Raw genomic sequence first — 22,128 nt, 5'->3', positions numbered from 1 at the left:
TACCGCTGGGAACAGATGTTCTTCCTGCGCCTGCTGGAAAAAGGCCTGGTCTACCGCAAAAAGGCCCCGCAGAACTGGTGCCCCTCCTGCCATACGGTGCTCGCCAACGAACAGGTCATCGACGGCCTCTGCTGGCGCTGCGACAGCCGGGTGGAACAGAAGGATCTGACCCAGTGGTTCCTGAAGATCACGGCCTACGGCGACGATTTGCTGGCCGACCTCTCCCGCCTGGAAGGCGGCTGGCCGGACCGCGTGCTGGCCATGCAGCGCAACTGGATCGGCAAATCCACGGGCGCGGCCATCAGCTTCAGCCTGGAAAAAAGCATTGCAGGCGTGCGGGGCATCGACGTTTTCACCACCCGGCCGGACACCGTGTTCGGCGTGACCTTCATGACCCTGGCCCCGGAACATCCCCTGGTGGAAAAGCTTATCGAGGGCTACGAAAAAGCCGGGGACGTGCGCGCCTTTGTGGAGCGCATCCGGAACATGGACCGCCTGGACCGCCAGTCCGACACCCTGGAAAAGGAAGGCATCTTTACCGGCGCATACGCCCTGCACCCCTTCACCGGGCAGCGCGTGCCGCTCTGGCTGGGCAATTTCGTCCTGGCCGACTACGGCACCGGCGCGGTCATGGGCGTGCCCGCGCATGACCAGCGCGACTTCGACTTCGCCCGCAAGTACGGCCTGCCCGTGCGGGTGGTCATCAGCCCCGAAGGGCAGCGGCTTGATCCCCAAAGCATGACCGAAGCCTGGACAGAACCCGGCGTCATGGTCAATTCCGGCTCTTTTGACGGGCTGCCCAACGAGGACGGCAAAAAGGCCGTGGCCGAAGCCCTGGAAAAGGACGGCAAGGGCAAGGCCACCACCCAGTTCCGCCTGCGCGACTGGAACATCTCGCGCCAGCGCTTCTGGGGGGCGCCCATTCCGGTGATTTACTGCGACAAGTGCGGCGTGGTGCCGGAAAAGGAAGAAAACCTGCCGGTGCTCCTGCCCCTGGACGTGAAAGTGCGCGACGACGGCCGCTCTCCCCTGCCGGAAACGCCCTCCTTCGCGGACTGCGCCTGCCCCTGCTGCGGCGGGCCGGCCCGGCGCGAAACCGACACCATGGACACCTTTGTGGAGTCCTCCTGGTATTTTGCCCGCTATACCGACGCCCGCGACGACAAAGCCCCCTTCAAGCCCGAAGCCCTGCAATACTGGCTGCCCGTGGACCAGTACATCGGCGGCGTGGAGCACGCCATTCTGCATCTGCTCTACTCCCGCTTCTTCACCAAGGTGCTGCGCGATCTGGGCTTCTTCCCCAAGGATCTGGCCGAGCCCTTCACCAACCTGCTGACCCAGGGCATGGTGCTCAAGGACGGCGGCAAGATGTCCAAGTCCAAGGGCAATGTGGTCGATCCCACGGAGATGATCAAAAAATACGGCGCGGACACCGTGCGCCTGTTCTGCCTGTTCGCGGCCCCGCCGGAGCGGGATTTCGACTGGTCCGACTCGGGCATTGAAGGCGCGTCGCGCTTCCTCTCCCGCGTCTGGCGTCTGTTTGCCGAAGAGGAAGCCCGGCTGCTGCCGCTCAAAGCCTGCGACTCCTCCGCCGAAGACGCGGGTAGCGGCGAAAGCCGCGATCTGCGCCGCAGGGAACATCTCACGGTAAAGAAGGCCGGAGAGGACATGGGCGGCCGCTTCCAATTCAATACGGCCATCGCCGCCGTCATGGAGCTGGTCAACGCCATGTACCTTTCGCGCGAAAAACTGGGCCGGAGCGAGGCGGAGCGCCGCGTCTTCTCTTCGGCCATGGCCACGGTGCTGACCCTGCTCTCGCCCATCACCCCGCATCTCTGCGAGGAGCTCTGGGAGCGCCTGGGCCACAAGACGCCGCTTGCCGCCGAGCCCTGGCCCCAATGGGACGAAGCGGCCACGGTCCAGGACATGCTCACCGTGGCCCTGCAGGTCAACGGCAAGCTGCGCGGCACCCTGGAAGTGCCCGCCGGAGCGGACAAGGCCGCTCTGGAGCAGGCAGCCCTGGCCGATCCCGCCGTGCAGCGCCACACGGCCGATCTGACCGTGCGCAAAGTGGTGGTGGTGCCCGGCAAACTGGTCAACATCGTGGCCAATTAGGCCGCCGGCATGAGCCCGCAGAACGGAACCGACAGACAGGGCAGGCCCGGTTTCAGCTTTCTGGTCTGCCCGGACAGCCGGTTGCTCCGCGCGCATCTCGCGGAGCAACTGGCGGCCTTTCCACCCGCGGGCGGCCCGTGGGAACGGCACGTCTATTGGGGCGACGAGGATCCGCCCCCGCGCTTCTGGGAGCAGCTCAGCCTGCAAGGCCTGTTCGGCGCTTCGCGTGTCCTGCTGATCCGTCAGGCCCAGCTCTGGCCGGCGGCCGTCTGGAAAAAGATTTCCCAGGCCCTGGCCAGGCCCTCGGCCCAGTGCTGGCCTTTCTTCTGCCTGGAAGTGAACTGGGAAAAGGGGCAGCCCAAAATTCCGGCGCATATCGCCAAGCTGCGCTGCCTGGCCTTTGCCGACCGGCAGGGCTGGATCTGGCGGCATGAGGGCCTGACCGAGCGCGGCGTCATGCGCCATGTGCAGCAGCGCGCCCGGGATCTGGGCCTGACCTTTGAGACGGATGCGCTGGAACAGTTCTGCGCCTCTGTGCCGCCGGACGCCCAGGCCATTGAGAACGAGCTGCAAAAGCTCTCGCTGCTGCGCGGCGGGACCGGTGGCACAGGCGAAGGCGCCATCACCGCCGCCATGACCGCCACCGCCGCCTGGAGCCCGGAATGCAACGTCTTTGCCTGCATCCGGCATATGGAAGCGGGTAACTTGGCCGCCGTCTGGAAGGAACTGTCCCGCAGCCGGGACAGCGACAGCCTGCTTTTTTCCCTGCTGGCCCTGCTGGCCCGCGAGCTGCGCCTGCTCTGGCAGACCCAGGCCGGGGAAAAGGTACGCCTGCATCCTTCGGAGGCGGGCTTCAAGAAACAACTGGCCCTGCGTCTCGGGCCACGGGGCCTGGCTGAGGGCATGGCCGCCGTGGCGGACGCCGAGTGGCAGGTCAAAAGCGGCCGCCGCACGCCGGAACAGACCCTGGACTTTCTGGCCGCCCGGCTGACCGGCCTGTTCGGCATGCCAGGCGGAGGCGGCACGACCGTGCCGCGTTAGAGCATCTCAAAATTGAAATGCTCACGAGTTACGCCCCGGCACGTGGACGGCGAGTGACGCCGACGCCGGTTACGGCCTGTAATCCCGGCGTATTCACCGTTCGGCACGATTTTTGATAGCACTTTTCTCCCAACCCCTTGCATCTCGGCTGAGACTGCTTACTTTATGTCAGCAAAGACCGCCTCCACCACCTCGCCGCACAGCGGGCACCGGGCCCGCCTGCGTGAACGGCTTGAGCGCGAGCCTCTGGCCGTGGCGGATTACGAGGTGCTGGAGCTTTTGCTTGGTTACGGGCTCACGCGCAAAGACACCAAACCGCTGGCCAAGGAATTGCTGCGGCGTTTCGGCAGCATCCGGGGCGCGCTGGACGCCAGGCCGGATGAATTATTTCAGGTGCCCGGTTTCGGGCCGGGACTCATGGCCCTCTGGCGGGTTCTGCGCGAAGTGCTGGCCCGCCACGCAACCTCGGCGGTGCGCAAGCGCGAAATTCTGGCTACGCCGGATGCCGTGGCCCGCATGGCCCAAAGCCGCCTGGCCGGTTGCCCTCATGAGGAATGCTGGCTGGCCCTGGTGGACGCGCAAAACGGACTGATCGCCTGGGAGCGCCTGCGGCGCGGCGGCATCAACTCAGTGCCCGTGCAGCCCAGGGATGTGCTGGAGACGGCGCTCACGCACAAGGCCAGCGGCATCATTCTGGCCCATAACCACCCCGGCGGCAGCCCGGGCCCTTCCAAGCCGGACCTCATGCTGACCGAAGAACTGCAACGGCTGGCCCCACGCATGGGCTTGCGCTTTCTGGACCATGTCATCGTCACTGAGGGAATCTGCTACAGCATAACGCAAAACAAGCCTCTCTAGAACATTTTACGCTTTACATGCTGTAAGAAAACACAGACGAACCGCGTTCCCGGCGCAGCCGAGCAAAGACTACGAATTTTACTGCTCCAAGGCAGTCAGGGAGAATATATATGGCTGACTACAAAGAAAAAGATCATCTGCTTCATGGGGAACAAGGGCTTGGCGCCGCCGAGCCCTCCGTTGACAAAGACGTCCACACGAAACAGGAAGAAGCGCCCGTGCAGGATCTGCTGAACGAAAACACTCTCAACGCCGCCGCCCAGGGCATTCCAGACGTGCTGCCCGTGCTGCCGGTGCGCGACGTGGTCATATTCAATTATATGATCCTGCCGCTGTTCATCGGCCGTGAAAAATCCGTGCAGGCCGTGGAATCCGCCCTGAAAAACGGACGGCATCTGCTGGTCTGCGCCCAGCGCGAGGAAAGCACCGACGATCCCGCGCCCGCGGACCTTTACAACGTGGGCACCGTGGTCCAGGTCATGCGCATGCTTAAGATGCCGGACTCGCGGGTGAAAATTCTGGTGCAGGGCGTAAGCCGCGCGCGGGTCACCGGCTACAGCCAGGTGGAACCCTATCTGGAAGCGCGCATTGAAACCCTGCCCGAAATCGCGCCCCAGATCGACGCCACGGTGGAGGCGCTCTTGCGCTCCGCGCGCGAGCAGAGCGAAAAGGTGCTCACCCTGCGCGGCCTGTCCTCGCCGGACGTGCTGGCCGTGTTGCAGGGCGTGGAAGATCCGGGCCGCCTGGCGGACCTTATCGCCGCCAATATGCGCATGAAGATCGCGGACGCCCAGCGCATCCTGGAAGCGGAGAATCCGCTGGAGCGCCTCACCCTGGTCAACACCCAGCTTCAGCGCGAAGTGGAAGTCGCCACGGTGCAGGCCCGCATCCAGAGTTCGGCCCGCGAAGGCATGGACAAGGCCCAGAAGGATTATTTCCTGCGCGAACAGCTCAAGGCCATCCGCCAGGAACTGGGCGAAAACGAGCCCGAGGGCGAGGAAGACCTGGAAAGCCTGAAAAAGGCCCTGGACAAGGCCGGTCTGCCCAAGGACGTGCGCCAGGAAGCGGACAAGCAGTTGCGCCGCCTGTCCGGCATGCACGCCGACTCCTCGGAAGCCAACGTGGTGCGCACCTACCTGGACTGGCTGGTGGATCTGCCCTGGAAAAAGCTTTCGCGCGACCGTCTGGACATCGCCCACGCCAAGGAAATTCTGGACGAGGACCATTGCGGCCTGGACAAGATCAAGGACCGCATTCTGGAATTCCTCAGCGTGCGCAAGCTTAATCCGCAGTCCAAAGGCCCGATCCTCTGCTTTGCCGGCCCTCCCGGCGTGGGCAAAACCTCGCTGGGCCGCTCCATCGCGCGGGCGCTGGGCCGCAAGTTCCAGCGGCTGTCTCTGGGCGGCATGCATGACGAGGCCGAAATCCGCGGCCACCGGCGCACCTACATCGGGGCCATGCCCGGGCGGATCATACAGGCCATCAAGCAGGCCGGCACCCGCAATCCGGTCATTGTGCTGGACGAGGTGGACAAACTGGGCACGGATTTCCGGGGCGACCCTTCCTCGGCTCTTCTGGAAGTGCTGGACCCGGAACAGAACCACACCTTCAGCGACCACTACCTGAACGTGCCCTTTGACTTGTCCAAGGTCATGTTCCTGTGCACGGCCAACCACCTGGAAACCATTCCCGCGGCCCTGCGCGACCGCATGGAGGTCATCTCCCTGCCCGGCTACACGCTGCAGGAAAAGGTGGAGATCGCCCGCAAGCACCTGCTGCCCAAGAAAATCGCGGATAACGGCCTGGCCGAAGGCGACATCGCGCTCAGCGACGGGGCTCTGGAAAAGGTGATCAAGGAATACACGCGCGAGGCGGGCCTGCGCAATCTGGAACGCGAACTGGCCTCCATCTGTCGCAAGCTGGCCCGGCGCAAGGCCGAGGGCAAAAAAGGCCCCTTCAAGGTGGAGCCCAAAGATGTGGAAAAGCTCCTCGGCGCGCCCCGTTTTGTGGAAGACGAGAAGGAAAAGGAACTCATGCCCGGCATGGCCCTGGGCCTGGCCTGGACCCCCGCCGGCGGCGAAGTGCTGACCGTGGAGGCCAGCGTCATGAAGGGCAAGGGCGGTCTGACTCTCACCGGCCAGTTGGGCGACGTGATGAAGGAAAGCGCCCAGGCGGCCCTGAGCTACATCCGCAGCCGCGCGGAAGAGCTGGGCGTGGACCCCTCCTTTGTGAGCAAGTACGACATCCATGTGCATGTGCCAGCGGGCGCCACGCCCAAGGACGGCCCTTCGGCGGGCGTAACCCTGACCACGGCCCTGATTTCCGCCCTCAGCAATCGCAGGGTGCGGGCCGACCTCTGCATGACCGGCGAGATCACCCTGCAGGGCCGGGTACTGCCCGTGGGCGGCATCAAGGAAAAAATCCTGGCCGGTGTGGCCCGGGGCCTGAAGCATGTCATCATCCCGCAGCAGAACGTCAAGGACCTGGAAGACGTGCCCAGGGATCTGCTCAAGCGCATCACGGTGCATCCCGTGCACCACTATGACGAACTCCCGCCCCTGGTCTTTGAGACTCAGGGCAAGCGCGGCGGCGGTGAAAAGCACGGCCTGCCCGAAAAGACGCCGCCCGCGCCGCGCAAAAAAAGCCCGGCCCGCCCGGCCGTTGCGGCCACGGGACGGCGCGGACGCGCGGAACGGCCCGCCGAGGCGTAAACGTGCGCCTGCGTGAGTATGAACAGAACGCCGCACGGCGATTGACAAAGGCGGGGGTGGACAGCCCCCGCCTTTGCGCGCAACTGCTGGCCGGGCATGTGCTGGGTCTGGACCGCCTGCACTGCGTCCTGGCGGCGGAACGCGAACTGACGCCCGGCGAAGCCGGAACCCTGGAAGCCCTCACGGTCCGCCGGGCCACGGGCGAACCCCTGGCGCATATTCTCGGCGACAGGGAATTTTTCGGCCGCACTTTTCTGGTCACCCCGGATACCCTGATCCCCCGTCCGGAAACGGAACTGCTGGTGGAGACGGCTCTGGAACTGCTGCCCGCCGGACAGCCTCTGCGCTTTGTGGACCTGGGCGCGGGCTCGGGCTGCATCGGCGTGACCCTCTGCCTGGAACGCCCGCGCTGGCACGGCCTGCTGCTGGAACTCTGCGCTCCGGCCCTGGAGGTGGCCCGCGCCAATGCCGCCCGGCTGGAAGCCGCCACGCACCTGGCCGCACTGCGGGCGGATCTGCGCGCCATCCCCCTGGCTGCTGGTTCCTGCGATCTTCTGGTCAGCAATCCGCCCTACATCGCGGATGCCGAACGCGGCCAGGTCATGGACGAAGTACTGCGCTTCGAGCCGCATTCCGCGCTATTTTCGCCGGAAGCCGGCCTTGCCCATCTGCGCGCCGTCATTGCCCAGGCCGCCCGCCTGCTCCGGCCCGGCGGCCTGCTTTTGCTGGAACACGGCGCGGCCCAGGGAAAGGCCGTGCGCGAGCTGCTGTCTGCGGGCGACGCTTTTGCGGGCATCGCCACCCGCCGCGATCTGGCCGGGCTTGAGCGTTGCGCTTTGGCCTGGAAAGTGTAATATAACGCGCATTGCTTCCGGGAAGAGCGCGATTACGGCCTTTTTTTATAAAAAAACGTGGAAAAGGCATTTTTCACTTGCCAAGAGCGCCGGAAGCGTTTAAGACACCATCTTGCCGCTGGCGTAGCTCAACTGGCAGAGCAGCTGATTTGTAATCAGCAGGTTGCGGGTTCGAGTCCCATCGCCAGCTCCACAAAAAGCTGAACAAAGGCCTGCCTACTGCCGGACCTTTGCGGCACGTGTGGAGGGGTTCCCGAGTGGCCAAAGGGAACAGACTGTAAATCTGTCGTCGTAAGACTTCGGTGGTTCAAATCCACCCCCCTCCACCACCCCTTCCGCCTTATGATTTTTCAGGCGGTCGGTGGCTGGTTTTTACAAACTGCCTTGGCTGTAGGAGACAGAGTGACTGTCGGGGAACTACGGTGCGGTAGCCGTCAACTTGATTGACGAACAGCAACAGCATCGCCGGCGTGCGGGAATAGCTCAACGGCTAGAGCATCAGCCTTCCAAGCTGAGGGTTGCGGGTTCGAATCCCGTTTCCCGCTCCATTTCCTGCAAAATCAAAATCCCCCAGTCTGCCTCCTGCCAATGCACGTTCCCTGGCGACCAGGGACTGAATGCGGGCATCGGTTCAGGCCGTTCAGCGGCTTCCCCAGCCTGCCGTTACGCGAGGAACAGGCGCTACCAGAAATGGCAGAGCTCCGGGAATGTAGCGCACGTACAACCGCAAACAATTTTTTCCAGGGAGACGTACAATGGGCAAAGCTAAATATGAACGCAAGAAGCCCCATGTAAACATCGGCACCATCGGCCACATCGACCACGGCAAGACCACCCTGACCGCCGCCATCACCAAGATTGCCGGCCTGAAGGGCGAGGGCAGCTTCATTTCCTATGACGAAATCGACAAAGCCCCCGAAGAAAAAGAGCGCGGCATCACCATTGCCACCGCTCACGTGGAGTACGAAACCGACAAGCGCCACTACGCGCATGTGGACTGCCCCGGTCACGCCGACTACATCAAGAACATGATCACCGGCGCCGCCCAGATGGACGGCGGCATTCTGGTGGTGGCCGCCACCGACGGCCCCATGCCCCAGACCCGTGAGCACATCCTGCTCGCCCGTCAGGTGGGTGTGCCCCAGCTGGTGGTCTTCCTGAACAAGTGCGACCTGGTGGACGACGAGGAGCTGCTGGAACTGGTGGAACTGGAAGTGCGCGAACTGCTCTCTTCCTACGACTTCCCCGGCGACGACGTGCCCGTGATCCGCGGTTCCGCCCTGAAGGCTCTGGAATGCGACGACCCCAATGCGCCTGAAGCCAAGTGCATCGGCGAGCTGCTGGCTGCCTGCGACAGTTTTATTCCCGATCCCGTGCGCGACATCGACAAGCCCTTCCTGATGCCCATTGAAGACGTGTTCTCCATCTCCGGCCGCGGCACCGTGGTGACCGGTCGTGTTGAACGCGGCGTCATCAAAGTGGGCGACGAAGTGGAAATCGTGGGCATCAAGCCCACCCAGAAGACCACCTGCACGGGCGTGGAAATGTTCCGCAAGCTGCTGGATCAGGGCGAAGCCGGCGACAATATCGGCGCCCTGCTGCGCGGCACCAAGCGTGACGACGTGGAACGCGGCCAGGTGCTCGCGGCTCCCAAGTCCATCACGCCGCACAAGAAGTTCAAGGCTGAAGTGTACGTGCTCTCCAAGGAAGAAGGCGGCCGTCATACGCCCTTCTTCACCGGCTACCGTCCGCAGTTCTACTTCCGCACCACGGACATCACCGGCGTCATCGCCCTGCCCGAAGGCGTGGAAATGGTCATGCCCGGCGACAACTCGCAGTTCATCGTGGAACTGATCGCCCCCATCGCCATGGAAGCCGGCCTGCGTTTCGCCATCCGTGAAGGCGGCCGCACCGTGGGTTCCGGCGTGGTTACCGAAATCATCGAGTAAGCCATGAGAGTCAACATCATTCTGGCTTGCACCGAATGCAAGCGGCGTAACTACAGCACCCGGAAGAACAAGAAGAACACCACCGGGCGGCTGGAAATGAAAAAATATTGTCCCTGGGACAAGAAGCACACCGTGCATCGCGAAACCAGGTAACAAACTTTCCGGCGGGGGGCGTAAGCCCCCCGGACGGTACGCAGGGCAGTAGCTCTAACGGCTAGAGCGGCGGTCTCCAAAACCGCAAGTTGGGGGTTCGAATCCCTCCTGCCCTGCCATTTTTTATCTCTCGGGTAGCACACCATGGCAAAAAAACAAGCGCAAACCGCGGACGTCAAGTCGGACAAAGCCCCCAATCCTTTTGTGCGCTTCTCGCGTTACGTTGAGGATTCCAAGGCCGAGTTGCGCAAAGTCACCTGGCCCACGCTGAAAGAAACGCGCAAGGCCACGCTGGCGGTTTTGGGCTTCGTGGCTGTGATGGCCGTTATCCTGGGGCTGGTGGACCTTGGCCTGTCGGCCCTGATCAAGTCCATACTGTCCTGAAGGCTGTTATGAAAGATCCCGTCATCGATGAAAACACCGAGCTGAGCAAACGGCCTCGCTGGTATATCGTGCACACGTACTCGGGCTTCGAGCAGCGCGTGCAGAAGACCATCAACGAAATGAGCCGCACCGGCCAGGATCAAGGCCTTATTCAGGAAGTGGTTGTGCCCACGGAAAAGGTCATCGAACTTGCCAAGGGCGGCGAAAAACGCACCACGACGCGCAAGTTCTATCCCGGCTACGTGATGGTGCGCATGATCATGACCGACTTGTCTTGGCATCTGGTGCAATCCATCCCCAAGGTAACCGGTTTTGTGGGCGGCAAAAACCGTCCCACGCCCATGCGCGACAGCGAAGCCGAACGTATTTTGGCGCTCATGGAAACACGCCAGGAAACTCCCCGGCCCAAGTTCAACTTCGACAGGGGCGACGAAGTGCGCGTCATTGACGGGCCTTTCGGCGGCTTTAACGGCGTGGTGGAAGATGTCAACTACGACAAGGGAAAGCTGCGCGTCTCCGTTTCCATCTTCGGCCGTCAGACGCCGGTGGAGCTGGACTTCGTACAGGTTTCCAAAGGGTAGACATTTCACGGTTGAAACGCTCGGCGGGGTTTTGTCCGCAAATCCCTGCCGCGAGGTGTCTGCATCCGGGCTTTGCCCGGCATACGGCAGGCATCGCAGGCGCAACAAGGTTCTTAAGACTTGCCCCCGCGCGGCGGCCTGACGGCTGCGGACAGCGCGAGCAGCGATGAAGGATAACAAACATGGCCAAAAAAGAAGTTGCCAAGATCAAATTGCAGATTCCCGCCGGCGCGGCCAACCCCTCGCCGCCGGTGGGCCCGGCTCTGGGCCAGCACGGCCTGAACATCATGGGCTTCTGCAAGGAGTTCAATGCCCGCACCCAGGACCAGAAGGGGATGATCATCCCCGTGGTCATCACGGTCTATGCCGACCGCTCCTTCACCTTCATCACCAAGACGCCTCCGGCCGCGGTGCTGATCATGAAGGCGGCCAAGCTCGAAAAGGGTTCCGGCGAACCCAACCGCAACAAAGTGGGCAGCCTCAGCATGGCGCAGGTGGAAGAGATCGCCAAGGTCAAGCTGCCGGACCTCAATGCCGCCAGCCTGGAATCCGCGGTAAAGTCCATTGCCGGTACCGCCCGCAGCATGGGCATTGACGTTAAGTAAGGGCAGTCCGTGCCGGTTTTCCGGCGGATTTGCTCTTGCGGCGGCGGGAAGCCGTTCGGCGGAGATGGCAAGATCTCCGCTTTTTTCCGCCCATACTCGTTGAAATCAATTGTACTGCCGTCTTCCGCGCAGATTTGGAAACGGCAGGAGATGCAAAACGACAAGGAATATCTCATGCCCAGACATGGCAAAAATTTTCGTAAAGCCCTTGAGGCGTATAACCCGCAGGAGCGCTTCAGCATTGAAGAAGCTGTGAGCAAATCCTTGGGCGCTTCCTTCGCCAAGTTCGACGAAACTGTGGACGTGGCCATCCGCTTGGGCGTTGATCCCAAGTATTCCGACCAGATGGTGCGCGGCGCCGTCACCCTGCCCAACGGGCTGGGCAAGACCGTGCGCGTGGCCGTGTTCTGTAAGGGCGAAAAACAGGCCGAGGCCAAGGAAGCCGGCGCCGACGCCGTGGGCGCCGAAGAACTGGTGGCCAAGGTCAAGGAAGGCTGGCTGGAATTTGACGCCGCCGTGGCCACGCCCGACGTCATGGCTCTGGTGGGTCAGATCGGCCGCCTGCTCGGCCCCCGCGGCCTGATGCCCAACGCCAAGACCGGTTCCGTCACCTTTGACGTGACCAAGGCCGTAACCGAGCTCAAGGCCGGCCGCGTGGAATTCAAGGTTGACAAGGCCGGAGTGCTGCACGCCCCCCTGGGCAAGGTCTCCTTCGGCCCGGAAAAGATTCTGGGCAACCTCAAGGCCCTGCTGGACACCGTCAACCGCCTGAAACCCTCGGCCGCCAAGGGCACCTATATGCTGTCCATGGCGGTTTCCACCACCATGGGGCCCGGCTTCAAAGTCGATATGCCCCAGGTCAAAAAATTTCTTGAAGGTTAGCGGATCGCCAGGCTGTGGAAGAAGTTGAGTCTCGCAGTCTGATCCGGCCGAACCTTCAAGCGGTTGTGAAAACAACCTCGGCAAAGGCTAAGGAATTCGAGTCGAAGACGGCAGGAGGGCGCAAGCCCTTAATACCCTGCCCAGACGCTTCATCTTTGGCTCGGCATTCCACCTGGCAACCCCGAACGTGAGAGGTATCACGTGAACAGGTCTGAAAAAGCCGCAATTATTGAAGCCATCAAGGCCAAGGCCGACCAGGCTTCCTTTGCGGTGCTGACGGACTTCAAGGGCATGACGGTGGAAGAGCTGACGAACCTCCGGGTGAGCCTGCGCAATGCGGGCGGCGAATATCATGTCGTCAAAAACACCCTGGCTCGCATCGCTCTGACCGGCGGCACGCACGACGCCATCAAGGACAAGTTCCATGAGAACTGCGGCGTGGCCCTTGGGTTCGACGACCCGGTGGCGGTGGCCAAGGCGCTCAGTGATTTCGCCAAGCAGAGCAAGCTCTTTGAGCTGCGTTGCGCCAGCCTGGACGGCAAGGAAATGACCGCCGCCCAGGTGGATGCTCTGGCCAAACTGCCCGGCAGGGAGCAGTTGCTCGGCCAGTTGCTCGGCACCATGAACGCCGTGCCCACCAATTTTGTGTCGCTGTTTGCCAATATGCTGCGCGGTCTGCTCTATGCCCTCAAGGGCATTGAAGAACAGAAAGGCAAGGCCGCCGCGTAAGCGGATGCGGACAGCACGAACGTTAAGCCAAAGATCAGGAGAAATATCATGGCCGTGACCAAAGAAGAAGTTGTTGAATTCATCTCCAGCATGACCGTTCTGGAACTCTCCGAATTCATCAAGGAACTGGAAGAGAAATTCGGCGTCTCCGCCGCCGCGCCTGCCGCCGCCATGGTGATGGCCGCTCCGGCCGCCGGTGGCGACGGTGCCGCCGCCGCTGAGGAAAAGACCGAATTCGACGTCATCCTCAAGGAAACCGGCGCCAACAAGATCGGCGTCATCAAGGTCGTGCGCGCCCTGACCAACCTTGGCCTCAAGGAAGCCAAGGAAAAGGTGGACGGCGCTCCCTCCACCCTGAAGGAAGCCGTTTCCAAGGAAGAAGCCGAGGAAGCCAAGAAGCAGCTCACCGAAGCCGGCGCCACTGTGGAAATCAAGTAAGTATTTTCCACTGCCTGCTTCGCTTCAGCGAAGCCGCTTTCCGCATGGCGGGGTCATTGACCCCGCCATCTTTTTTTCCGATGGCAGGACTTTTTGCCTTTCCGCTCCGGCAAGCTCGTGTCCGGCAGACCGGGAACAGCATTGCAGCGGACGCAAAATGCCCCTATATTTCTTCAAGAAAAAGTCTTGCCAAAAAAATAATTTCTGATTATCTATCTTTGTTCAATGAACGGCACGGGAGGCCTACTTTCTGTTTTTGATAACTCACTGTATATGCACACTTTTTTAAAATAGGCGCAACAGCCCAAACCCTGTTTACCCAGACAGGGATGGGTTTTTGTCGTCTTTGCCGTGCACAGTAAGCTCCCCCGCGACTCCCCGCGGCCGTTTCATACGCTTTCAGGGTGCAGTGACAGCAAGTTTTTTGCCCGCCGGCAGACGCTTCTGTCCGCAGCCGGGGCGCAACCGCTACCTATCTTGAGGTACCCATGGGCCAGCTCACCAAACAGTTCGGCAAGATCAAGATCTCCCTCCCCATCCCTCATCTGCTGAATCTGCAGATCGATTCATATCAGAAGTTCCTCCAGGAAGGCGTGCCCGAGGCCGACCGCAGGCCGGACGAAGGCCTGGAAGGCGTCTTCCATACGGTGTTTCCCATTGAGGATTTCAACAAGACCGCCAGCCTGGAGTTCGTCAGTTACGAGGTTCAGGAACCCAAGTACGACCAGGCCGAATGCATTTCCAAGGGCCTGACCTATGAAGCGCCCATGCGCATCAAAGTGCGCCTGGTCGTCTATGATGCCGACGAGGCTTCGGGCAACCGGACCATCCGCGACATCAAGGAGCAGGATATCTACTTCGGCACCCTGCCCCTGATGACCGAAAAAGGCACCTTCATCATCAACGGCACCGAGCGCGTCATCGTCAACCAGTTGCAGCGCTCGCCCGGCATCATCTTCGAGCACGACGGCGGCAAGACCCACACCAGCCGCAAGGTGCTCTATTCCTGCCGGGTGATTCCCATGCGCGGCTCCTGGCTGGACTTTGATTTCGACCACAAAGACATTCTCTACGTGCGCATCGACCGCCGCCGCAAGATGCCCGCCACTATCCTGTTCAAGGCCATGGGCATGAGCAAGGAGCAGATCCTCGACTACTTCTACAGCCGGGAACAGTATCTGCTGGAAGACGGCGGCAGGCTGTTCTGGGAAGTGCGCAAGGATCTTTACCGCAAGGACAACGCCTACGCGGACATCACCGCGCCCGACGGCAACGTGCTCGTCAAGGCGGGCAAGCCCATCACCAAGCGGAGCTGGCGGCTGATCTGCGAGGCCGGTATTCCGGCCATTGAAGTGCGCCCCGACCTGCTGGACGGCATGTTCCTGGCCGAGGACGCCGTGGCTCCCCAGAGCGGCGAAGTGTTGGCCGAGGCGGCCGACGAAATTACTCCCGGCCTGCTGGAGCGTATGCGCGAAGCGGGCATCAAGCGTCTCTCCGTGCTGCACACCAAGGGCACGGACACCTCTTCGTCCATCCGCGATACCCTGGTGTTGGACCGCATCCCGGACCAGCAGAAGGCCCAGGAAGAAATCTACCGCCGTCTGCGCCCGTCCTCTCCGCCCACCGCCGAGATCGCGGCCAGCTTCTTTGACAACCTGTTCCGCAATCCGGACTACTACGATCTCTCGCCCGTGGGCCGCTACAAGCTCAACCAGCGTCTGGGCATCAACGCGCCCGCCGACCTGCGCACCTTGAGCGACGAGGACATTCTCACGGCCATCAAGGTACTGGTCCAGCTCAAGGACAGCCACGGCCCGGCCGACGATATCGATCACCTGGGCAACCGCCGCGTGCGCCTGGTGGGCGAGCTGGTGGAAAACCAGTACCGCATCGGCCTGGTGCGCATGGAACGCGCCATCAAGGAACGCATGAGCCTGCAGGAAATCTCCACCCTCATGCCCCACGACCTGATCAATCCCAAGCCCGTGGCCGCTGTGCTCAAGGAATTCTTCGGCACGTCCCAGCTCTCGCAGTTCATGGACCAGACCAACTCGCTCTCCGAGGTCACCCACAAGCGCCGTCTCTCGGCCCTGGGCCCCGGCGGCCTGACCCGCGAACGCGCCGGTTTTGAAGTCCGCGACGTGCACACCTCGCACTACGGCCGCATCTGCCCCATTGAGACGCCGGAAGGCCCGAACATCGGCCTGATCGTCTCCCTGACCACCTTCGCCAAGGTCAATGACTACGGTTTCATCGAAACCCCCTACCGGGTGGTGCGCGAGGCCCGGGTGACCGACGAGGTGGTGCATCTGGACGCCTCGCGTGAAGGCGATCAGGTGGTGGCCCAGGCCGACGCCCGCCTGGACGGCGAAGGGCATCTGCTGGAAGAATTCGTCACCGTGCGCGTCAAGGGCGAAGTGGAAATGCGCCACCGCGACGAAGTGACCCTGATGGACATTTCGCCCAGCCAGATGGTTTCCATTTCCGCCGCGCTGATTCCCTTCCTGGAACACGACGACGCCAACCGCGCCCTGATGGGTTCCAACATGCAGCGTCAGGCCGTGCCTCTGCTGCGCTCGGAAAAGCCCCTGGTGGGCACGGGCATGGAAGTGGACGTGGCCCGCGACTCCGGCGCCTGCATTGTGGCCCCGGCCGACGGCAAGGTGCAGTACGCGGACGCCGACCGCATCGTGGTGGCCTATGAAGGCGACATCTACAAGGATCAGGGCGGCGTGCGGGCCTATGACCTCCTCAAGTTCCACAAGTCGAACCAGAACTCCTGCTTCGGGCAGAAGCCGACCTGCTATCCCGGCCAGATCGTCAAGAAAGGCCAGATTCTGGCCGACGGCCCCGGCATCGACGAAGGCCAGCTGGCCCTGGGCAAGAACCTGGTGGTGGCCTTCATGCCCTGGTGCGGCTACAACTACGAAGACTCCATCCTGATTTCCGAACGCACGGTCAAGGAGGACGTCTTCACCTCCATCCACATCGAGGAATTCGAAGTGGTGGCCCGCGACACCAAGCTGGGACCCGAGGAAATCACCCGCGACATTCCCAACGTCAGCGAGGACATGCTGCGCAACCTGGACGAAAGCGGCATCATCCGCATCGGCGCGGCGGTCAAGCCCGATGACATTCTGGTGGGCAAAATCACCCCCAAGGGCGAAACCCAGCTCACCCCGGAAGAAAAACTCCTGCGGGCCATTTTCGGCGAAAAGGCCAGGGATGTGAAAAACACCTCCCTCAAGGTTCCGCCGGGAGTGGAAGGCACCATCATCGACGTAAAGGTCTTCAACCGCCGCTCGGGCGAAAAAGACGAGCGCACCCTGGCTATCGAGGCCCACGACACTTCGGTGCTGGACCAGAAGGAAGCCGACCATATGCGCGCCCTTACCGAGCGCACGCGGACCTTGCTTGCGCCGCACGTGCTGGGCAAGCAGATCGCGACCTCCGTGCCCGGCAAGAAAAAGGGCGAAGTGCTGGCCGAGGCTGGCGCGGCCCTCACCGAGGAACAACTGGCCCAGCTGCCTGTCAAGAAACTGGCCGGTCTGTTCAAGAGCAAGGAAGTCAACGACGAGGTGGCCGAACTGCTCCGGGCCTATGACCATGAGGTGGATTACCTCAAGGCCATTTACGACGCCAAGCGCGAGAAGGTCACCGAAGGCGACGATCTGCCCCCCGGCGTGATCAAGATGGTCAAGGTGCACATCGCCATCAAGCGCAAACTCTCGGTGGGCGACAAAATGGCCGGCCGCCACGGCAACAAGGGCGTGGTTTCCTGCATCCTGCCGGAAGAGGACATGCCCTTCTTCGCCGACGGACGGCCCGTGGACATCGTGCTCAACCCCTTGGGCGTGCCTTCGCGCATGAATATCGGCCAGATCATGGAAACCCACCTCGGCTGGGGCGCCAAGGAACTGGGCCGCCAGCTGGCCGAGCTGGTGGATTCCGGCGCGGCCATGCAGGTCTTGCGCAAGGAAGTCAAAGACGTCTTCGGCTCCGAAGAGGTCAGCGCGCTGGTGGACGGCATGGACGACGAGGAGTTTGTCGCCTCGGTCAAGAAGCTGCGCAACGGCATCGTGACCAAGACGCCGGTTTTCGACAGCGCCACGGAAGACGAGATCTGGGGCTGGATGGACAAGGCCGGTCTGGAAAACGACGGCAAAACCACCCTGTATGACGGGCGCACCGGCGTACCTTTCAGAAACCGGGTCACCACGGGCGTCATGTACATCCTCAAGCTGCACCACCTGGTGGACGAAAAAATCCACGCCCGCTCCACGGGCCCCTACTCCCTGGTCACCCAGCAGCCTCTGGGCGGCAAGGCCCAGTTCGGCGGCCAGCGTCTGGGCGAAATGGAAGTCTGGGCCCTGGAGGCCTACGGCGCGGCCTATCTTCTTCAGGAATTCCTCACGGTCAAGTCCGACGACGTGACCGGGCGCGTCAAAATGTACGAGAAAATCGTCAAGGGCGACAACTTCCTGGAAGCCGGTCTGCCCGAATCCTTCAATGTTCTGGTCAAGGAACTCATGAGCCTCGGGCTCAACGTGACCCTGCACCAGGAGGAAGGCAAGAAAAAGCCCAAGCGCGTGGGCTACATGCGCGACCGTGACGAAGAGGCGGAATAGAGCAATCCACATTTGAAATGAGTGAATTGCTCGGCGGGGACTTGGCTGCGGCTCCCTGCCACGAAATGCGAGCAGGTGGGCTTTGCCCGCCGTAAACGAGCATTTCAGCCGTAAACGAGCATTTCAAGTGTTAGCTGCTCTAGACGCCCGTTGCGGTCTCCGTACGGATTACAGTAACGATTCCAACGAGCTTTTTACAAAGCAAGGTATGAATATATGAGCCTGGACGATCTTTTCACCGCACGCGGCACGTCGGCCAATGTGACCAACATCCGCAACCTGAAAGCCATCCAGATTTCCATCGCCTCGCCGGAGGCCATCCGCGAATGGTCTTACGGCGAAGTAAAAAAACCGGAAACCATCAACTACCGTACCTTCAAGCCGGAGCGGGACGGCCTGTTCTGCGCCAAAATCTTCGGCCCGGTGAAGGACTACGAGTGCAACTGCGGCAAATACAAGCGCATGAAGCACCGCGGCATCGTCTGCGAAAAGTGCGGCGTGGAAGTCATCGCCTCCAAGGTGCGGCGCGAACGCATGGGCCACATTGAGCTGGCCGCGCCCGTGGCCCACATCTGGTTCTTGAAAACCCTGCCCTCCAAGATCGGCACCCTGCTGGACATGACCATGGCCGATCTGGAAAAGGTGCTCTACTTCGACTCCTATATCGTGCTGGACCCCGGACAGACCAATCTGCAGAAGCGTCAGGTCATTTCCGAGGACCAGTACCTCCAGATCCTGGACCACTACGGCAGCGACGAGGTGCTCACCGTGGGCATGGGCGCGGAAGCCGTGCGCAGTCTGCTGGAAGAGCTGGACCTGGAAAAGCTGCGCGTTGAGCTGCGCGAGGAAAGCGAGGCCACCAAGAGTCAGACCAAGAAGAAAAAGCTGACCAAGCGCCTGAAGATCGTGGAGGCTTTTCTGGAATCCCAGAACAAGCCCGAATGGATGATCATGGAGGTCATTCCGGTCATTCCGCCGGAGCTGCGCCCACTGGTGCCCCTGGACGGCGGCCGTTTCGCCACCTCGGACCTCAACGATCTCTACCGCCGGGTCATCAACCGCAACAACCGCCTCAAACGGCTCATGGAGCTGGGCGCGCCGGAAATCATCATCCGCAACGAAAAGCGCATGCTTCAGGAAGCCGTGGACGCGCTCTTCGACAACGGCCGCCGGGGCCGGGCCATCGCCGGCACCAACGGCCGCCCGCTCAAGTCCCTGTCGGACATGATCAAGGGCAAACAGGGCCGCTTCCGCCAGAACCTGCTGGGCAAGCGCGTGGACTACTCGGGCCGTTCGGTCATCACTGTGGGCCCCTACCTCAAGCTGCACCAGTGCGGTCTGCCCAAGAAGATGGCCCTGGAACTGTTCAAGCCCTTCATTTATTCGGAACTGGAAAAACGCGGTCATGCCTCCACCATCAAGAGCGCCAAAAAGATGGTGGAGCGCGAGGAACTGGTGGTCTGGGACATCCTCTCGGAGGTGGTGCGCGAGTACCCCATTCTGCTCAACCGCGCCCCGACCCTGCACCGCCTGGGCATCCAGGCCTTTGAGCCGCTTCTCGTGGAAGGCAAGGCCATCCGCCTGCACCCCCTGGTCTGCTCCGCCTACAACGCGGACTTCGACGGCGACCAGATGGCCGTGCATATTCCGCTGTCCGTGGAGGCCCAGATCGAATGCCGCGTGCTGATGATGAGCACCAACAACATTCTGTCCCCGGCCAACGGCGGCCCGGTCATCGTGCCCTCGCAGGACATCGTGCTGGGCCTCTACTACATGACCGTGGAACGCAGCTTTGAAAAGGGTGAGGGCATGACCTTCTGCGCGCCCTGGGAAGTGGAAGCAGCCTACGACGCGGGCCAGGTCTCCCTGCACGCCCGGATCAAGGTGCGCATGAAGGAAGGCGAGGATCTCGTGCAGACCACGCCCGGCCGCGTGCTGGTCAGCGACATTCTGCCGCCGGAGCTCTCCTTCGAGCACGTCAACACGGTGCTGACCAAGAAGGCCATCGCCAAGCTGGTGGGCGCGGCATACCGTACCTGCGGCATCAAGTCCACGGTCATCCTCTGCGACAAGCTCAAGGACATGGGCTACGAGTTCGCCACCCGCGCCGGCGTGACCATCGGCGTGAAAGACCTGACCATCCCGGAGAGCAAGAAGAACATCCTGGCCAAATCCCAGGCCGAGGTGGACGATATCGAACGCCAGTACCGCGACGGCATCATCACCCGTACGGAAAAGTACAACAAGGTGGTGGACGTCTGGACCAAGGCCACGCAGGACGTTTCCACGGAAATGACCAAGGAGATCTCCTACGACGTGCTCACGGACCAGAAGACGGGCAAGCAGGAAAAAAACCAGAGCTTCAACCCCATCTTCATGATGTCCAACTCCGGAGCGCGCGGCAACCAGGACCAGATGCGCCAGCTCGCGGGCATGCGCGGCCTGATGGCCAAGCCGTCGGGCGAAATCATCGAAACGCCCATCACCTCGTCCTTCCGTGAAGGGCTCTCGGTGTTGCAGTACTTCACCTCCACCCACGGCGCGCGCAAGGGCCTGGCGGACACGGCCCTGAAGACGGCCAACTCCGGCTACCTGACCCGCCGTCTGGTGGACGTGGTCCAGGACGTGATCGTTTCCGAGCACGACTGCGGCACGGTGGACGGCATTGAACTGACCCACCTCAAGGAAGGCGGCGACATCAAGACTCCGCTGGCCGAACGCATCATAGGCCGCGTGCTGCTCTACCCCGTGTACGACCCGGACGAGCCGGAAAAAGTCCTGCTGCCCGAAAACACCCTGATCACGGAAAACGAAGCCAAGCTGATCAACGACAAGGGCATCTCCTCGGTCATGGTGCGCTCGCCCCTGACCTGCCAGTCGGAACGCGGCATCTGCGCCCTGTGCTACGGGCGCGACCTGGCCCGCGGCCATCTTGTCAATACCGGCGAGACCGTGGGCATCATCGCTGCCCAGTCCATCGGCGAGCCGGGCACCCAGCTGACCATGCGCACCTTCCACATCGGCGGCACGGCTTCGAGCACCATTGAAAAGAACAAGTTCGAAGCCCAGAACGCGGGCCGGGTGATTCTGAACCGCGTACGGGCCGTGACCAACCGTGACGGCGCGCAGCTGGTGCTGGGCAAGAGCGGCCAGCTGACCATCGTTGACCCGCAGGGCCGCGAACGGGAGAAATACATTCTGCCCAACGGCGCGCGCCTGATGGTCCATGACGGCCAGGAAGTGACCAAGGGCGTCGTGCTGGCCGAATGGGATCCCTTCAACGAACCCTTTGTGTCCGAAGAAGACGGCGTGATCCGCTTCACGGACATCATCGACGGCAAGACCGTGCAGGAAAAGGTGGACGACGTCACCCGTCAGGCATCGCTGACCATCATGGAGTACCGCACCACCAACTTCCGGCCCTCCATCTCCATCTGCGACGACAACGGCAATGTGAAGAAGCGCGTGCACGGCGCGGCGGCGGCCATCTACAGCCTGCCCGTAGGTTCCATCATCATGGTCAAGGACGGCGAGGGCATCCATGCCGGCGACATCATCGCCCGCAAGCCCCGCGAAACCTCCAAGACCAAGGACATCGTGGGCGGCCTCCCGCGCGTGGCCGAGCTCTTTGAAGTGCGCAAACCCAAGGACATGGCCGTGGTTTCCGAAATCGCGGGCACCGTCACCTACGCGGGCGAATCCAAGGGCAAGCGCAAGCTGGTGGTCACGCCGGAAATCGGCGAGGCCAAGGAATACCTTGTGCCCAAGGGCAAGCACATCACCGCCGCGGACGGCGACTTCGTGGAGGCGGGCGATCCCCTCACCGAAGGCTATCCGGAACTGCACGACATTCTGCGTACCCGGGGCGAGAAATACCTGGCCCGCTATCTGGTGGACGAAATCCAGGAAGTCTACCGCTTCCAGGGCGTGGGCATCGACGACAAGCACATCGAAGTCATCGTACGCCAGATGCTCCGCAAGGTGACCGTCACCGAGCCGGGAGGAACGAGCTTCCTCGTGGGCGAACAGGTCGACAAGGCCGAGTTCAAGGCCGAAAACCAGAAGGCCATGTCCGAGGGACGTTCCCCCGCCACCGCCGAACCGCTGGTTCTCGGCATCACGCAGGCGTCCCTGACCACCTCGTCCTTCATCTCGGCGGCCTCCTTCCAGGAAACCACCAAGGTGCTCACCGAGGCGGCC

General features: G+C 62.1%; 14 protein-coding genes, 4 tRNA genes and 1 pseudogene. All 19 read left to right on the top strand.

Features of this window, described 5'->3' with window-relative positions:
• A partial coding sequence (gene leuS / locus KH208_RS11175) for a leucine--tRNA ligase (RefSeq protein ID WP_291436312.1) occupies positions 1 to 2,115 on the top strand: 2,115 nt, incomplete at its 5' end.
• A 9-nt stretch (positions 2,116 to 2,124) separates the two neighbouring features.
• A complete protein-coding gene (gene holA, locus KH208_RS11170; protein WP_291436309.1) occupies positions 2,125 to 3,156 on the top strand; it encodes a DNA polymerase III subunit delta in 1,032 nt (343 codons plus the stop codon).
• 165 nt (positions 3,157 to 3,321) lie between these two features.
• Positions 3,322 to 4,014, top strand: a complete 693-nt coding sequence (locus tag KH208_RS11165) for a RadC family protein (RefSeq protein ID WP_291436307.1) — start codon at positions 3,322 to 3,324, stop codon at positions 4,012 to 4,014.
• A 266-nt stretch (positions 4,015 to 4,280) separates the two neighbouring features.
• A pseudogene (gene lon, locus KH208_RS11160) lies at positions 4,281 to 6,725 on the top strand (endopeptidase La); the annotation flags it as partial.
• Positions 6,726 to 6,727: 2 nt separating this feature from the next.
• Positions 6,728 to 7,579 carry a peptide chain release factor N(5)-glutamine methyltransferase gene (prmC, locus tag KH208_RS11155; protein ID WP_291436303.1) on the top strand — a complete coding sequence of 284 codons (852 nt, stop codon included), beginning with the start codon at positions 6,728 to 6,730 and terminating at the stop codon, positions 7,577 to 7,579.
• 117 nt (positions 7,580 to 7,696) lie between these two features.
• Positions 7,697 to 7,772: transfer RNA gene (locus tag KH208_RS11150), tRNA-Thr, on the top strand.
• A gap of 50 nt (positions 7,773 to 7,822) precedes the next feature.
• A tRNA-Tyr gene (locus tag KH208_RS11145) sits at positions 7,823 to 7,908 on the top strand.
• A gap of 143 nt (positions 7,909 to 8,051) precedes the next feature.
• Positions 8,052 to 8,127, top strand: a tRNA-Gly gene (locus tag KH208_RS11140).
• Between the two features lie 207 nt (positions 8,128 to 8,334).
• Complete coding sequence (gene tuf / locus KH208_RS11135) at positions 8,335 to 9,528, top strand: elongation factor Tu (RefSeq protein ID WP_291436301.1); 1,194 nt, start codon at positions 8,335 to 8,337, stop codon at positions 9,526 to 9,528.
• A gap of 3 nt (positions 9,529 to 9,531) precedes the next feature.
• Positions 9,532 to 9,681 (top strand): 50S ribosomal protein L33, encoded by a 150-nt coding sequence (gene rpmG / locus KH208_RS11130; protein WP_008684737.1) that lies wholly within the window; start codon positions 9,532 to 9,534, stop codon positions 9,679 to 9,681.
• Positions 9,682 to 9,723: 42 nt separating this feature from the next.
• Positions 9,724 to 9,800 (top strand) — tRNA-Trp (locus tag KH208_RS11125).
• A gap of 25 nt (positions 9,801 to 9,825) precedes the next feature.
• Positions 9,826 to 10,065, top strand: a complete 240-nt coding sequence (secE, locus tag KH208_RS11120) for a preprotein translocase subunit SecE (RefSeq protein WP_008684738.1) — start codon at positions 9,826 to 9,828, stop codon at positions 10,063 to 10,065.
• An 8-nt stretch (positions 10,066 to 10,073) separates the two neighbouring features.
• Positions 10,074 to 10,646: a transcription termination/antitermination protein NusG gene (nusG, locus tag KH208_RS11115; protein WP_291436297.1), complete on the top strand. Its 573-nt coding sequence runs from the start codon at positions 10,074 to 10,076 to the stop codon at positions 10,644 to 10,646.
• Between the two features lie 182 nt (positions 10,647 to 10,828).
• Positions 10,829 to 11,251: a 50S ribosomal protein L11 gene (rplK, locus tag KH208_RS11110; protein ID WP_291436295.1), complete on the top strand. Its 423-nt coding sequence runs from the start codon at positions 10,829 to 10,831 to the stop codon at positions 11,249 to 11,251.
• 174 nt (positions 11,252 to 11,425) lie between these two features.
• Positions 11,426 to 12,133 (top strand): 50S ribosomal protein L1, encoded by a 708-nt coding sequence (gene rplA, locus KH208_RS11105; RefSeq protein ID WP_291436293.1) that lies wholly within the window; start codon positions 11,426 to 11,428, stop codon positions 12,131 to 12,133.
• 201 nt (positions 12,134 to 12,334) lie between these two features.
• Positions 12,335 to 12,862, top strand: coding sequence for a 50S ribosomal protein L10 (rplJ, locus tag KH208_RS11100; protein WP_008684742.1), 528 nt, complete (start codon positions 12,335 to 12,337; stop codon positions 12,860 to 12,862).
• A gap of 48 nt (positions 12,863 to 12,910) precedes the next feature.
• Positions 12,911 to 13,300, top strand: a complete 390-nt coding sequence (gene rplL / locus KH208_RS11095) for a 50S ribosomal protein L7/L12 (RefSeq protein WP_291436290.1) — start codon at positions 12,911 to 12,913, stop codon at positions 13,298 to 13,300.
• 488 nt (positions 13,301 to 13,788) lie between these two features.
• Positions 13,789 to 17,928: a DNA-directed RNA polymerase subunit beta gene (gene rpoB / locus KH208_RS11090; protein ID WP_291436288.1), complete on the top strand. Its 4,140-nt coding sequence runs from the start codon at positions 13,789 to 13,791 to the stop codon at positions 17,926 to 17,928.
• A gap of 216 nt (positions 17,929 to 18,144) precedes the next feature.
• On the top strand, positions 18,145 to 22,128 hold a 3,984-nt coding region (gene rpoC / locus KH208_RS11085), incomplete at its 3' end, for a DNA-directed RNA polymerase subunit beta' (protein ID WP_291436287.1).

The sequence above is a fragment of the Desulfovibrio sp. genome (assembly GCF_018379785.1).
Lineage (GTDB): Bacteria > Desulfobacterota > Desulfovibrionia > Desulfovibrionales > Desulfovibrionaceae > Desulfovibrio.
The sequence above is the reverse complement of the archived record's forward strand: the minus strand, read 5'-3'. Positions and strand labels throughout refer to the sequence as shown.